The sequence below is a fragment of the Pseudomonas sp. FW305-3-2-15-C-LB1 genome (assembly GCF_058787615.1).
The window spans coordinates 35,796-50,644 of the sequence record NZ_JBYSZX010000025.1 but is presented as its reverse complement, the minus strand read 5'-3'; the positions used below and the strand labels follow the sequence as shown (position 1 = coordinate 50,644).

Annotated in this window: 13 protein-coding genes and 1 pseudogene; 12 read left to right on the top strand and 2 right to left on the bottom strand. The window is 63.9% G+C overall.

What is annotated here, in order from left to right; translation table 11 throughout:
- The 3 genes and pseudogenes from AC3WP7_RS28645 to AC3WP7_RS28635 all read left to right on the top strand — a co-directional run.
- Window positions 1-699, top strand: a pseudogene (locus tag AC3WP7_RS28645) (amino acid permease); the annotation flags it as partial.
- A gap of 78 nt (window positions 700-777) precedes the next feature.
- Window positions 778-2,202 (top strand): aldehyde dehydrogenase family protein, encoded by a 1,425-nt coding sequence (locus AC3WP7_RS28640; protein WP_102592165.1) that lies wholly within the window; start codon window positions 778-780, stop codon window positions 2,200-2,202.
- Between the two features lie 3 nt (window positions 2,203-2,205).
- Entirely contained in the window at window positions 2,206-3,519 is a 1,314-nt protein-coding gene (locus AC3WP7_RS28635; protein WP_172963323.1) for an alginate export family protein, read from the top strand.
- A gap of 27 nt (window positions 3,520-3,546) precedes the next feature.
- Here AC3WP7_RS28635 and AC3WP7_RS28630 read toward each other — a convergent pair whose 3' ends face one another.
- On the bottom strand, window positions 3,547-4,305 hold the full coding sequence (locus tag AC3WP7_RS28630) for an IclR family transcriptional regulator (RefSeq protein ID WP_071491536.1): 759 nt from the start codon (window positions 4,303-4,305) through the stop codon (window positions 3,547-3,549).
- A 212-nt stretch (window positions 4,306-4,517) separates the two neighbouring features.
- Here AC3WP7_RS28630 and AC3WP7_RS28625 point away from each other — a divergent pair, with 212 nt between their 5' ends.
- The 9 genes from AC3WP7_RS28625 (at window position 4,518) to AC3WP7_RS28585 (ending at window position 13,981) form a co-directional block, all read left to right on the top strand.
- Entirely contained in the window at window positions 4,518-6,059 is a 1,542-nt protein-coding gene (locus tag AC3WP7_RS28625) for an acetolactate synthase large subunit (RefSeq protein WP_093127886.1), read from the top strand.
- Window positions 6,060-6,070: 11 nt separating this feature from the next.
- Window positions 6,071-7,561, top strand: coding sequence for an aldehyde dehydrogenase family protein (locus AC3WP7_RS28620; protein WP_092246166.1), 1,491 nt, complete (start codon window positions 6,071-6,073; stop codon window positions 7,559-7,561).
- Between the two features lie 27 nt (window positions 7,562-7,588).
- Window positions 7,589-8,383, top strand: coding sequence for an SDR family NAD(P)-dependent oxidoreductase (locus AC3WP7_RS28615; RefSeq protein ID WP_071491533.1), 795 nt, complete (start codon window positions 7,589-7,591; stop codon window positions 8,381-8,383).
- A gap of 12 nt (window positions 8,384-8,395) precedes the next feature.
- Window positions 8,396-9,436, top strand: a complete 1,041-nt coding sequence (locus AC3WP7_RS28610) for a beta propeller repeat protein (RefSeq protein WP_071491532.1) — start codon at window positions 8,396-8,398, stop codon at window positions 9,434-9,436.
- Between the two features lie 11 nt (window positions 9,437-9,447).
- On the top strand, window positions 9,448-9,906 hold the full coding sequence (locus tag AC3WP7_RS28605) for a VOC family protein (RefSeq protein ID WP_071491531.1): 459 nt from the start codon (window positions 9,448-9,450) through the stop codon (window positions 9,904-9,906).
- 10 nt (window positions 9,907-9,916) lie between these two features.
- The gene (locus tag AC3WP7_RS28600; RefSeq protein ID WP_071491530.1) at window positions 9,917-10,519 is read left to right on the top strand and encodes an amino acid synthesis family protein; all 603 of its coding nucleotides are present in this window, start codon (window positions 9,917-9,919) and stop codon (window positions 10,517-10,519) included.
- A gap of 62 nt (window positions 10,520-10,581) precedes the next feature.
- A complete protein-coding gene (locus tag AC3WP7_RS28595; protein WP_093127892.1) occupies window positions 10,582-12,189 on the top strand; it encodes a bifunctional 3-(3-hydroxy-phenyl)propionate/3-hydroxycinnamic acid hydroxylase in 1,608 nt (535 codons plus the stop codon).
- Window positions 12,186-12,965, top strand: a complete 780-nt coding sequence (locus AC3WP7_RS28590; RefSeq protein WP_102592166.1) for a 2-keto-4-pentenoate hydratase — start codon at window positions 12,186-12,188, stop codon at window positions 12,963-12,965. The genes AC3WP7_RS28595 and AC3WP7_RS28590 overlap by 4 nt, the downstream gene beginning before the upstream one ends.
- A 74-nt stretch (window positions 12,966-13,039) precedes the next feature.
- On the top strand, window positions 13,040-13,981 hold the full coding sequence (locus tag AC3WP7_RS28585) for a helix-turn-helix domain-containing protein (RefSeq protein WP_102592167.1): 942 nt from the start codon (window positions 13,040-13,042) through the stop codon (window positions 13,979-13,981).
- 11 nt (window positions 13,982-13,992) lie between these two features.
- On the opposite strand, the gene AC3WP7_RS28580 is transcribed toward AC3WP7_RS28585, so the two are convergent.
- Window positions 13,993-14,808, bottom strand: a complete 816-nt coding sequence (locus AC3WP7_RS28580; protein WP_071491526.1) for a helix-turn-helix domain-containing protein — start codon at window positions 14,806-14,808, stop codon at window positions 13,993-13,995.
- Window positions 14,809-14,849 lie beyond the last annotated feature (41 nt).

Below are 14,849 nucleotides of genomic sequence, written 5' to 3'. Positions count from 1 at the left end.
TACGCGTTGTCGGTATGGTCGATGGTGGTGGGCGTCGGCGCGGACAAGATCGTGCCGCTGTTGCAGTCCTTGCAGGACCCGACGACCTTTATCTACGGCATGTCCGACCATTTTGTCGGCCCGCAGCTGACCCAGGTCATCCGCGTGCTGTTCATGGTGAGTATCTATGCCGGGCTGCTGGCGTTCCACAACGCCGCCGCGCGTTACTTCTATGCGATTGGCCGCGATGGGTTGCTGCACAGCCTGCTGGGCACCACCCATCGCGTACACCAGAGCCCGCACATGGGCTCGGCCTTGCAGAGCCTGATCGCAGCAGTGGTGGTGCTGATTTTTGCCGCCATGGATGCCGATCCGATCCTGCAACTGTTCGCCTGGCTGTCCAACCTGGCGACGCTGTGCGTCATCCTGCTGATGGCGCTGACGTCGGTGGCGGTGTGCGTGTACTTCCAGCGTCATCCCGAACTGAACGTCGGGCTCTGGCGTGGGCGTATCCTCCCCGTTTTCTCCAGCCTGGCCCTGGTGTCGGTGCTGGTGCTGGCGGTGGTGCACTTCGACGTGCTGACCGGGGCCAGCAAGCTCCTGTCCTATGGCCTGTGCGCGATCATCCCCGTGGCCCTGATCATCGGGGTTTACCTCGCCGCACGCTTGCGCAAACTCTCGCCGCAGCGCTTCCACGCGTTGGGCAGCCACAAGCTCTGAGCCACACCCGATCATCCAGATAAAACCGGCCTGCCGTTCTTCGGCCAGGCCCGCCAGCGTGTGAAAGGAAGGTTGCAAATGCACAACTACAAGATGCTTATCAACGGGGCCCTGGTGGCCGGTGAGCAGGGGCGGTTCGAAGTGGTCAACCCGGCCACCGGGGCGGTGTTCGCCCACTGCCCGGCAGGTTCTTTGGGGCAACTCGACCAGGCGGTGGAGGCCGCGCAGGCGGCGTTCAAAAGCTGGCGCCACAGCAGCCACGCCGACCGCAGCGCACGCCTGCTGGCAATTGCGGCGGATATCGAACGGGAGGCCGATGCACTGGCCCGGCTGATCGTGCAGGAACAAGGCAAACCGCTGGAACTGGCGTTTTCCGAAGTCATGGGCGCGGCCGCCTGGACCCGCTACGCGGCGGGGCAAGACATTGCCGTGGAGCTGGTGGAAGACACCCCCACCCAACGCATCGAGTTGCACCGCAAACCCTTGGGCATAGTGGCCTCGATCACGCCGTGGAACTGGCCGTTCATGATCGCCGTGTGGCACATCATGCCGGCATTGCGGGCCGGTAATTGCGTGATCAGCAAACCGTCGAGCCTGACGCCGCTGAGCACCCTGGGCCTGGTCGACATCATCGCCCGCCATGTGCCCCACGGCGTGATCAATTGCGTGACGGGCGAGCAAGGCTTCGGCAGCGCGATCACGGCGCATCCAGGCATCCAGAAGATTGTCTTCACCGGCTCCACCGCCACCGGCCAAAGCGTGATGCGCGGCGCTGCCAGTAACCTCAAGCGCCTGACCCTGGAGCTGGGCGGCAACGACGCGGCGATCATCCTGCCGGGCACGCCGGTGCAAGAGGTGGCCGAGGCGATCTTCCAGGCGGCGTTTCTCAACATGGGGCAGACCTGCGCCGCCCTCAAGCGCCTGTATATCCACGAGTCGCAATACCAGGCCTTCGCCGAGGCGCTGACGCAGATCGCGGCGCGCCAGGTGGTGGGGGATGGCCTGGAGGCCGGGGTCACCTTCGGTCCGGTGCAGAACCTGGAACAGCTGGCGCTGGTGGAAGCCCTGGTCGAGGACGCACGGGCCAACGGCGGGCGGGTGCTGTGCGGCGGCGCACGCCTGGATCACCCCGGTTTTTTCTACCCGCCCACCCTGGTGGCCGACGTCACCGACGGTCAGCGCCTGGTCGACGAAGAACAGTTCGGCCCCGTGCTACCGCTGATCGCCTACCGCGACGTGGAAGACGTGCTGCGGCGCGCCAATGCCGGTGACATGGGCCTGGGCGGCTCGGTGTGGGGGCCGGATGTCAAACAGGCCCAGCTCCTGGCCAGCCGCCTGGAGAGTGGGGTGGCGTGGGTCAACTGCCATGCGCAGATCCAGCCGAACACGCCGTTTGGCGGCAGCAAGATGTCCGGGTTTGGCGTCGAGTTCGGCCTGGAAGGCCTGCTGGAGTTCACCGGTCAGCAATTGCTGTTTGTTCGCAAGCCAGCACAAGGAGCCTGAGCCATGCACCCTCCACTTATCGGCCCCGCGCTGGCGTGCACCCTGGTGCTTTGCGCCTTCCCGTCCGCGCATGCCTATGAGCTGTACAGCGATGACAGTCGTCACCTCAACGCCGACATGACCGCGGTGTTCGGGCAATTCAACAGCCGCAAGAACTACGACGGCACTCCCGGCGGTTCTACCTGGCGCGAGGGTTTTATCAAGTATGGCTTGAGTGGCGACCAGGCCCTCGCCGGCAACGGCACCGCGTACGGTGCCTTTGCACTGCTCAGTTCCGCTACCTGGGGCGATGGCGACCCGGCAGGCAACACCCTGGGCACCGAGCGCACCACCAAGATTGAAGACGCGTACCTCGGCTGGCGGTCCGACGATCTGTTCCCGGCGCTGGGCAAGAACGGCGTGGATATTTCCGCTGGGCGCCAGGTGGTCAAGCTGGGTCGTGGGTTCCTGATCAACGATGACGGGCCGAACCTGGGCAAGGGCCCCGCCGATGGCAAGCTGAACCGCGGGGGGGCGTTCTACCTGGCGGCGCGGCATGCGTTCGACCAGACCGCGTATGTGCGCCTGGGTGGGCAGGACGGCCTGCATGGCAGCCTGCTGTGGTTGAAGTCCGACAACCGCGCCCAGGCCGAAACCGAACTGGCCGCCGGTACGCTGGACTACACCGCCCAGCCGGGGACGATCGGGCTGACCTGGATCCACGGCATCAACGTGAACGATCAATGGGCCAGTGACTTCCAGCGCCAGCGCAAGGGCATGAATGTCTACAGCGTGCGCGGTGAGGGCGATGCGGGCGTCAAGAACGTCAGCCTGGCATTCGAGTACGCCTGGCAGGACAAGGACGCCGGCCCGCAAAACGCCTGGTACGGCGAGGCAGGCTACACCTTTGCCGATAGCGCCTGGTCGCCCAAACTCACGTACCGTTATGCGCGCTACTCACAGAAGTGGGACTCGTTGTTCACCGGCCAGAGCCTGGGGTACGGCACCTGGCTGCAAGGCGAAGTCGCCAGCAACTACTCGGGGCCGTTCAACAGCAATACACGGGTCCAGCATGTCGGGTTGAAGGCGACCCCGCTGGAAACCCTGAGCCTTGGCGCGCTGTTCTTCGATTTCGACACCGTGCGCAAGCGCGATGCAATCAACCTCACTGCCCGGGAACTGGACCTGTATGCCGAATGGGCGGTCAACCCGCACCTGATCGTCACCCCGCTGGTCGGCCTGTACAAGCCCGAGAAGGACGCGACCACGGGCGGTAATCAGGTGGGGGGCAATGGCACCAATGTGTACAGCCAGGTGACCGTGGCCGTACCGTTCTGAGCATGGCTGGGTACGGCGTTGGGATACCTATGCCGTTCTGGTGGTAGGCGGGTTGCGCATGTTGTCGGCGATCCGTCGCGTGGTGTCCATGACCATCTCGATCACGGTTTCCTGGCGCAGCAGCTTGAAGCTTTGCGTGCTGCCGACGGCCGACAGGCTGCCGACCACTTCGTCCAGGTCGGTCTGGATGATGGGCGCGGCGATACCGGTCAGGCCCAGGTTGAGCTCATCGTGGGTCAGGCAGTAGCCGTCCTTGCGGATCTTTTTCGCGGCCTTGTTGAACCCCGCCCAGTCGTAGGGGCTGGCGGGGTCGTTGGCCAGGTGCTCGTCGAACAGGCGTTGCAGGCGACGGCCTTTCTGGTAGGCGATCAACACCTTCGACTGCGCGCCGCGAAAGAACGGCAACGGTTGCCCACGCCCGAACGCAAAGTGATAGGTGTCGGTGGGCTCGGCGATGTAGGTGTTGATGATGCGCCCGTCATAAAACACGCTGGCAAACACCGCCAGGCCCGTTTGCGCGGACAACTCGTGCATCAGCTCGCGCCCGGCGAGCAGGATCGGGTCGTACTGGCGCATCTTCCAGTCCAGCTCGATCACCCGTGGGCCCAGGCCGTAGCTGCCGGCATCCACGCGGGTCAGCAGGCCGGCATCGCACAAGTCCTTGACGTAGCGGTACACGGTGGCCCGTGACAGGCCCATGCGCTCGGCGATGGTGTCGGGGTCGATCTTCAATGTCTGTGGGCCGAACAGGTCCAGGACGCTCAGCAATTTGCTCAGGCTGCTCATTTCGTTCCTAAAAAGGGGAGGGGCACGTGCTGCGTTCCGCTGGCGCAACACTACCGCAGTGAAAGAAAAACGCAATCTTTTGTGCTTTTTAGGTCGCAAGAAAATCACATAAATCTCACTAAATGAGACAAATCAAAATAAAATGCTTGTTGATTGAATTTTTGTGTGTGATAAATCTCATCACTGCAAACGCTCAAGCAAGAGGGCTGAAAATGAATGGTGCGCAACTGATAGTGAATGCGGCTGCGGCAAGCGGTATCGAGTACTGCTTCGCCAATCCCGGAACCACCGAAATTCCATTGGTGGCGGCGATGGCCAGCGCACCTGCACTCAAGCCGGTGTTGTCGTTGTTTGAAGGGGTCTGCACCGGCGCGGCGGACGGCTATGGCCGGATTGCCGGCAAACCGGCCATGACCCTGACCCATCTGGGGCCCGGGTTCGCCAACGGCATCGCCAACCTGCACAACGCACGGCGCGCCAACACTCCCATCGTCAACGTGATCGGCGATCACGCCTCCTGGCACGTCAACTACGACCCGCCGCTGGCCAGTGACATCCAGGCCCTGGCAGGCGCGGTCTCCGGCTGGGTGCGCACCTCGCGCACGGCGTCGGGGGTGGGCGAGGATCTGCAGGAAGCCATGCGCGCGGCCTGGCAGGCCAAGGGGCAGATCGCCAGTTTGATCCTGCCCATGGACCTGCAAGCCCATGCCGTGACCCACAGCGGTGTATTCGCCCCGATCCGCCCGCCGGTCCGGCGCTTTGCCGGCGACCGCATCGAGAGCGTGGCCAAGGCCCTGCGTGACGGCCTGCGCCTGGTGTTTATCGTCGGCGACGAAGGCTTGTCGGTTGCCGGCCTGGAAGCGGCGGGGCGCCTGGCGCAACTGCCGGGCGTGCGTCTGTTCGCCGAGACCTTTCCACGCCTGAGCTACCGTGGCGGTGGCCTGCCGGACCTGGACCGCCTGCCGTACTTCCCGGAAGTGGCGATTGAAATCCTCGAACAATACGACCTGGTGGTGTGCGCCGGCGTGCCGGAGCCCATCAGCTACTTCGGCTACGAAGGCATCCCGTCGCGCCTGGCCGAACGTGAGCGCCTGCTGGCGTTGGCCGATGTCGGTGACGATGTGGCCGGCGCGCTGACGGCATTGGCCGACGCCCTGGATGCACCCGCTTATGTGCCGACGCCCCAGGGCATCGAACTGCCGCCCGGTCACGCCGAGCTGACCCCACAGTCGGTGGGCCAGTTGCTGGCTGCCGCCCTGCCGGACGACAGCATTGTCTCCGTGGAAGGCGGCACCTGCGGCTATCCGTTCTTCACCGCTTCGGCCCGCGCCGCTCGGCACCGGGTACTGACCAACACCGGTGGCGCGATCGGCCAGGGTATCCCGGTGGGCTTCGGCGCCGCCCTGGCCGAGCGCGGCAACCGCGTGTACTGCCTGCAATCGGACGGCAGTGCCCAGTACACCATTCAAACCCTGTGGAGCATTGCCCGCGAGCAACTGCCAGTGGTGATCCTGATTGCCGCCAACCACCGCTACGCGATTCTGCAGAACGAGTTGCGTCGTTTCGGCATGACCGAACTGGGACCCGAAGCCCTGAAGCTGACGGTGCTCGACAGCCCGCGCATTGACTGGAAAGCCCTGGCCAAAGGCTACGGCGTGCCAGCCAGCACGGTGCACACCAATGCCGAACTGCAACGGGCGCTGGCCAATGCAAATGCCGACGGCGGGCCTTGCCTGATCGAAATGGCGCTGTGAAGGAGTCGACCATGAAGCTGTTTGAAGTACTACCCGCCGTCCAGGCTTTTCTGTCCCAGCCGGGACGCCTGTTTATCGGTGGCAGTTGGCAGGATGCTGCCGATGGCCGCCGTTTTGCGGTGGAAAACCCGGCCACCGAAGACACCCTGACCGAAGTGGCCCAGGGCGGTGCACGGGACGTGGACGCCGCCGTCGCCGCCGCACGTTCGGCGTTCAACGGCGCCTGGTCGTTGCAGTCACCGGCCCAGCGCGGCCTGCTGCTGTTCCGCCTGGCGGACCTGTTGGACCAGCACCGCGAAGAACTGGCGCAGCTGATCACCCTGGAAAACGGCAAGCCGATTGCTGCGGCGCGCGGTGAAGCGGCCAGCGCCGCCACCATCCTGCGCTACTTCGCCGGCTGGCCGACCAAGATCGAAGGCAGCACCTTGCCCGTTTCACCGGCCAGCGGCGCGCCGATGCTCAACTACACCCTGCGTGAACCGGTGGGGGTCTGCGCGCTGATCGTGCCGTGGAACTTCCCGCTGAACATGTGCGTGTGGAAGCTCGGCCCGGCGCTGGCCACCGGTTGCGTCGCGGTGCTCAAGCCTGCCGAACAAACGCCGCTGGTTGCGATCCGCCTGGTGCAGTTGATCGAGGCGGCGGGGTTCCCGGCCGGCGTGGTCAACCTGGTCACCGGCCTTGGCGCCGAAACCGGTGCGCCGCTGGCGGAGCATCCCGATGTGGACAAGATCGCCTTTACCGGCTCGACCCAGGTCGGCCGGCTGATCGCGCAAGCGGCCACGCGCAACATGAAAAAGGTCTCGCTGGAACTGGGCGGCAAGTCGCCGAACATCATCCTGCCCGACGCCGATATCGTGCGCGCCGCCAAAGGCGCCGCCGATGGCATTTTCTACAACCAGGGCCAGGTGTGCACCGCCGCTTCGCGGTTGTACGTGCACGCCAGCGTGCTGGACCAGGTCCTCGAAGAACTCGAACGGCACGCCGCCGCCCATGTCCTCGGCAATGGCCTGGACCCGGCCAGCAGCATGGGCCCGCTGGTTTCCGGGCGCCAGCTGGCGACGGTCAAGGGCTACCTGCAACGCGGCCAGGAAGAGGGCGCCGAACTGATCTGCGGTGGCGGGCGTCCGGCCCACCTGGAGCGTGGCCACTTCATTGCGCCCAGTGTGTTCCTAGATCGCGCCGAGGCGGCCTGCGTCGCCCGCGAAGAAATCTTCGGCCCGGTGCTGACGGTAATGAGCTGGACCGAAATCGATGACCTGGTGCTGCGCGCCAACGATTCGCCCTATGGCCTTGCGGCCGGCCTGTGGACCCGCGACCTGCGCTCGGCGCACCGCGTGGCGGCGCAACTCAAGGCGGGCTCGGTGTGGGTCAACTGCTGGAACGTGGTCGATGCGGCCTCGCCATTCGGCGGCTACAAGCAATCCGGCTGGGGCCGGGAAATGGGTAAGAACGTGATCGATGCCTACACCGAGACCAAAAGCGTGTTTGTCGATCTGGCCTGAACTGAATAATCACACGAGGTAATTGTTATGGATCTGGAATTGAAAGGCCGCGTGGCCATCGTTACCGGTGGCGGCATGGGCATCGGCAAGGAAGTCGCACGTTTTCTCTCCGAAGAAGGCTGCAAGGTGGTGATCTGCGCGCGCCGCATGGCGTTCCTGCAACTGGCCGCCGAAGAGATCAGCGCCCAGACCGGCAACGAAGTGCTGCCGCTGTTCTGCGACACCAATGAGATGTCCGCCGTGTCGGAAATGGTCGAAGCCGCCTACAAGCACTTCGGCCGCATCGACATCCTGGTCAACGGTGCCGCTGCGCCGTCTGGCGTAGTGCGCAATGACATCGAACACGCCGGTGACGATGAGCTGCTGTCGGACCTCAACACCAAAGTGATCGGCTACTTCCGTTGCGCCAAGGCCGTGACCCCGCACATGAAGGCCGCCGGCTTCGGTCGCATCATCAACATCGGTGGCCTCACCGGACGCAGTAGCAAGGTGCTGTCGGGCATGCGCAACCTGGCCATCGCCCACATGACCAAGACTCTGTCCGACCAGCTTGGCCCCTCGGGCATCACGGTCAACCTGATTCACCCAGGCGTTGTGGATACCCCGCATATCCAGGAGCTGTATGACCGCGAAGCGGTCAAGCAAGGCAAGACCGCGGAGCAGGTCGAGCAGGCTTACATCGACGCGACGCCGATTCGCCGCACCCTCGCCCCGATTGAAATGGGCTGGCTGATTGGTTTCCTGGCGTCGCCCAAGGCTGGCGCGGTGACCGGCGAGTCCATCGGCATCGACGGCGGTTTGACCCGTGGTATCTATATCTGAGGAGCATCTGTGATGAGTAACGGAACCCTTTTGGTGGCCACCGTCGGGCAAGCGGTGATCCGCAGTGCCGACGATGGCCGTACCTGGCATCGCCTGGGCCTGGGGCAGGACCTGGAATTCGATGCGATCACTCGCTCACTGAGCCTGCACCCCGACGCGCCCGAGGTGATTTATGCCGGCACCGACGTGGGCTTGTGCGTCAGCCGTGACACCGGCGGCCATTGGCAGCGCGTCGATTCGCCGTTCAACGGGCAGACGGTGTGGAAAGTCGCGGTGGACCCACGGAACGCACAACGGATTTTCGTCGGCACCGGTGCACCTTCCCGCGCTGTGTTGTGGCGCACCCTGGACGGTGGGCTGAGCTGGGATCGGGCACCGGTGGAAATTCCGGAGTTTTGCGACGGCGTCAGTCGCCCACGCCTGCTGGCGTTTGCCTACGACCCGACCGACCCCGACCAGCTGTGGTTCGGCCTTGAAGAGGGTGGGTTGTTCCACTCCCGCGACGGCGGCGACAGCTGGACCCGCGTCGATGACCGCCTGTTGTGGGAGTTCAACTCGGACGTGCACAACATCCTGGTACTGCCCAACCATGGCCAGAAAGTCATCGTGGTGGTCTGCGTCAACGCGGTCTACCGCAGCCTGGACGAAGGGCTGACCTGGACTGGCATCATCGGCCGCGAAGCCTTCGGCCTGTATTACATCCGCGCCATGAACGCGCCGTTGGGCTCGCAAAGCGACCTGTACCTGAGCATTTCCGATGGCACGCCGGGCACCACCAGCAAGATCCTGGTGTCCCGCGATGCGGCGCTCAGCTGGGAAGTGCTGCCGCTTTCCCAGCAGCCCAATTCCTGCGTGTGGGCGATTGCCTTCAACCCGGCCAACCCCCGGCAGATCGTGGCGGGCACCAAGTACGGGCATCTGTTCACCTCCGACAACGGCGGTGACGGCTGGCAGAAACAGTGGCGCGACTTCAGCGAGATCGCCGATGTGCTGTGGACGCCGGCCGTGGCGCAGATCAAGGCCGGGCATCAATCCATCGTCAAGAAGCACTGAGGTATATCGCCATGAAAGTCGAGATCCTGCGTACTCACTTATCGCTCTGGGTCAGTGACCCGGACGTGTCGGCGCGCTGGTACGCCGACATTCTGGGCATGCACGAAAGTGCCCGGGGCGAGAGCTGGGTCATGATGGCGTTTGGCGGCAAGCACCACGACATCGCCTTGATCCGCGCCGACCCTGGCGCCCATCAGGGTGGGCTGGGGTTGCAACACTACGGCCTGGAAATCGACGGAGACATGACCACCCTGCGCCAGCTCTACGGCATGTTGCTGGGCAAGGGTGTCGAGGTGGTCAAGATCACCGACCACGAAATCGGCCATGGCGTGTACTTCAACGACCCCGACGGCAACCGCATGGAATTCTTCCTCGAGACCGAGCATGACGATGCGCGCGGCAAGGCCCGGTTCAAGGCCGCTGGCGCACCGAGCCGACATTTCAACCTGGACCCACTGGACCCACTTTGAGGCAACCCCGATGAAAACCGCGAATTTTGCTAGCTATCACATCCGCAAATGGTACAGCTTTGTCGAAGAAACCCTGGCCAACGAAACCGGCCAACTGGCCGATGGCGAGCCACTGTTCAAATATGCGATTGCCGCCGTGATCGCCAACCCTTATGCCGGTCGCTACAGCGAGTCGCTCGCCGAACTGGTCGACCCTTCGCCGCTGCTGGGCGAAGAGTTTGGCCGGCGCATCCAGGCATTGGCCGGCGCCCGTGAGATTGTCAGCTATGGCAAGGCGATCCTGGTGGGCAGCGAGGGCGAGTACGAGCACGGTAATGCATTCCTGACCAACCCGGCAGCCGACCCGATCCGCGTCGCGCTGGGCGGCGGCAAATCCTGGGTACCGTCCACCGGCAAGCGTGGCGGGCCGGGGTCGACCATCGACGTACCGCTGGCGCACAAGGATGCCCTGTACGTCCGTTCCCACTACGACAGCATATCGCTGATGTTTGGCGACGGGCCTGCGCCCGACGAGGTCGTGATCATCTGGGCCTTCGCCACGCGTGGACGCTTGCATGCGCGCCTGGGCGGCCTGCAGGCTAAAGACGTCAAAGGCCTGGATGGGCTGCACTGACAGCAGGCGTGCGCCTTGAGCTGTACCGGATTACAACCACAACAAGAAAGCGGTGATGAGCGATGAAGCAGGAGAAGACCCAAGTTGTCATTGTCGGCGGCGGTCCCAATGGGATCACGGCCGCACACTATATGGGGATGTACGGTGTCGACTGCGTCGTCCTTGAACTGGCTGATTGCATCCTGCCTTACCCGCGTGCGGTGGGCATGGACGATGAAGCGCTGCGGGTGTTGCAGGGCATCGGCGTTGCCGAACTGGCCGCGCGGGACATGATCTGCGACGTGCCGTTGCGCTATTACAACGCACGTGGCGTGTGTTTCGCCGAGGTCAAGCCGAGCACCGCCCACTACGGCTGGCCGATGCGCAACATCTTCATGCAGCAGTTGCTCGAAGGCACGCTGCGCGAAACCCTCGGCCGGCATGCCGGCGTCGAGTTGCGCCAAGGCCACGAAATGCTCGAATTGGAGCAGGACGGCGAGGGCGTGACCTTGCAGGTGCGCGATGCCCGGGGCGAGGTCTATGAATTGCGCGCCGATTATGTGATCGGTGCCGACGGCGGCCGCTCCACCGTGCGTAAAAAACTCGGGGTCGAGTTGCTGGGGCTGACCCATGCGCGCAAGTGGGTGGTGGTCGACACCGCCAATGACACGCTGGACGCGCCTTACACTGCCTTGCATGCCGACCCGCAGCGACCGTTCGTGTGCATCTATTTGCCTTACCAGCAGCGGCGTTGGGAGTTCATGCTGATGGAGGGCGAGGACGAGGCGAAGATGTGCGACGAAAGCACCATCCGCGACTTGATCCGTGGGCATATCGGCGATGCGGTCGACCAGTTGGACATCATCCGTATCCGCGCCTACACCCACCATTCACGGGTCGCGGCGCGCTTTGTCCAGGGCCGCGTGGCGCTGGTGGGCGACGCGGCGCACATCTCGCCGCCCTGGGCCGGGCAAGGGCTCAACTCCGGACTGCGCGACGTGGCCAACGTGGCCTGGAAACTCGCGGCGATCATCCAGGGGCGTGCCGCCCATGGGATTCTCGTGAGCTACGACCAAGAGCGTCGCGGGCACGCCACCGAGCTGGTGGCGCTGGCCGACAACATGGGCGCGGTATTGGGCTTGACCAACCCCTTGATGGCCGGCGTGCGCGACTGGTTGTTCCAGGCAGTGAACAGCGTCGACAACCTGCGCTCGCACCTGTTGGAGTTCAAGTTCAAACCCAAGGCCACCATCACCAAGGGCCTGGTCTATCACGAACGTGCCGAACTGCGTGAGGACGACCTGGTCGGCCAGCTGTTTGTGCAGCCCTATATCGAAGACGCCAAGGGTCAGCGTCGGCGCCTGGATGACGTGTTGGGGCATTCCTATGCGGTGTTGGGTTACCGGGTCAACCCGCGCGAGCAACTCAGTGACGAGATGGCGACATTCTGGGCGCGCTGGGACACACGCTTCATCCAGGTCAATCGTTCGCGCAGCGGCCTGGGCCGTCACCAGCCGTTGACGGCGATGGACGCCATCAGCGTGGAAGACGTGGATAACCGTCTGGGCGAGTGGTTCTCCAAGGTGCGCGATTGCATCGTAGTGGTGCGGCCGGACCGTTTTGTCGCCGCGATCACCACGCCCGAGCGACTGGATGGGGTACTGCGCAAACTGGCGGAGCAACTGTCATGAGCCACAACAACGAACTGCTCAACCGCTTGCACCAGGCCACCCTGACCCGGCAGGCCCTGCCGCCGCTGCCCGCCGAGACGCTGGACCCGTATTCCGGTTACGCGCTGCAACGCCTGGGGCTGGACGCCCGCCTGGCGGCCGGCGAGCGCCTGAGCGGGTGGAAGATCGCCTTCGCCGGCAGCGCCGCGCAACAGCGTTTTGGCCTCGATCAGCCGGTGTACGGCGCGTTGACCGAGAACATGAGCGTCAAGCCGGGCACGGCGGTGGCCCTGTCACGGTTGATCCAGCCCAAGCTGGAGATTGAAGTGGCGGTGGTCATCGGGCGCACCCTGGCGCCCGGTGACTACAGCGACGAGGACATCCTGGCGGCCATCCGTGACGTCGCGCCTGCCTTCGAAATCGCCGACTGCCGCTGGCAAGCCTGGACCTTTGGCGCCGGCGCGTTCCTGGCCGACAACGCCGCGGCGGGGCTTTATTGCATCGGGCCACGGACGCCGTTTGATCCAGCCCTGCACCTCAATGCAACCTACCGCCTGGAGTGCGCCGGTGCGCTGTACGGCGACGGCAATACCCTGGAGCGCGAAGACACACCGCTGGCCAACCTGTGCTGGCTGATCCGGCGCCTGCTGGCCGACGGTCAACCGGTGGAGGCGGGACAGGTCGTGCTGTCCGGGGCGTTGCTGGCGCCCATGAGCATCCAGCCGACCACCTATCGCCTGCAGATGTTTGGCACGGAACTGGCTTTGGTTTTCACCGCTGACACCGTGCCGGTGTAAACCCACGTGCGGTCAAGGATGACAGCGTCCCTTTCAGGTCGATGAAGACACCAGGCCACCGAGGAACGACAACCATGCTCGCTGAAGCGCGAACCTTCAATGACCCTCAACAACACGCCGGGTCTATCCACGGCTGGCGCCAAGTGTATGACCAGCTTGGCCGTGGTTGCCTGACGAGTGAGCTGCGGCAATTGTCCGCCGATCGCTTCCAGGTGTTCCAGGAGGTGTTGGACAAACGCGTGGTCCAGCGCGGTTACGCCCCGAAAGGGCGGCTGTGCGCAGCCATGTCGCTGGGCCCCGCGCCGGTGGTGCAAGGCCAACAGGTGGGCACCCACAGCGTGGTGCTGTTGCGCGATGGCGAGGAGTTTGTGTTGCATGCGCCCGAGGGCACGCACTTTTTTGCGTTCAATATCGACGCGGTGCGCTTCGCCAAACTGGCGGCCTTCGAATTGTCCAACGAGCAGCTCAAGCGGCTGAAGACCACTTCTCAGTTGAGCGTGGACGATGCGTTACTCTTGCGCATTCGCCAGCGTATCCATCCCCTGTTCTGTCACCTGGTGGAACAGTCCGGGGCGGTCAGCCCAGCGGCTGAAAAAATGCTTGAAGACGAATTGCTCAGCGCCTTCCTCGATCTGTTCAGCAACGCCACCGATGAGGTGCGTTGCCGGCGTGGCAATGTCACTGTCAGTGCTTACCTGGTCAAGCGTTGCCAGGAGTTGATCGACGCCAGTGGCGACACGCCCCTGAGCATTCTTGATCTGTGCGAACACCTGCGGGTGAGCCGGCGCACCCTGCAGAACAGTTTCCAGGCCGTGACCGGCATGCGCCCGGTCGAATACTTGCGCAACCTGCGTCTGAATGCCGTGCGCCGCCGCTTGAACAGCACCTCTGCCTGCTCCCAGAACGTTGGCGAAATTGCCGTGGCGATGGGCTTTTTTCATCTGAGCCATTTTGCCGGGCATTACCGGGAACTGTTTGGCGAGTCACCCTCCGAAACCCTCAGGGCGACCCGCTAGGGCGCCCATTCTCAGGCGTAGCTGATCCGCTCGGCGTAGGCGTTCTGCAGCATTTTGCGCTGGTAGTCGCAGGGCGTGGTGCTGACCAGTTGCTTGAAGTCGCGCAGGAAGTGCGACTGGTCGGCAAAACCCAGGTCGAGCGCCAACGCCGAGAACGACACGTCCCGGCAGGTATTGAGGGTGTCCAGGGCGGCCTGGCAGCGGATGATCCGGCAAAAGGCCTTGGGCGACATGCCGGTGTCCTGGCTGAACTGGCGGTGCAGCGTGCGGCTGGTGTAACCGCTGAGGTCTTCAAGCTGGTGGATGCGAATAGACCCGCGATGCCGCATGGCTTGTTGAATGACCAGGGCGGTCAGCGGTGATGCCTTGCCCATCAGGCGGGGTGCAAGATAGTCATTGAACAGGCGCATTTGCTCGCTCAACTGCGGCGCCTGCACGATGTTGTCGAAGATGCGCCGGGCAAACGTCGAAACTTCCAGCAAGTCGAGCTCCCGCTCGGTCAATTCCTCCGCCAGCACATTGATGAAACCGGGAATGACGCCGGGTGAAAAACGCACGCCGAAGTAATGGTGGTTCGGGTTCAATTCGACCGCCTTGGCGGCGAGCGGCGTCCCGCAGATCTTGGCGCTCGGACGCACGGCATCACAGTCGAAGACGATGTCCACGCACCCATCCGGAACGGCCAGTACCTGAGTCGATTGAGCCGCATCGAACGCATAGAAATGCGAGATCGCCGGGTGGTCGGAGGGCATGACCGAATACCGTGAAGAATTGAGAACGAACCAGGGTTGTTCGTTTGCCGTGTGGTGCCGTGGAGTCGAGATCATAGGTGCACTGTCGAGAGGCTCAGAGGCGCGATTTTTCACGC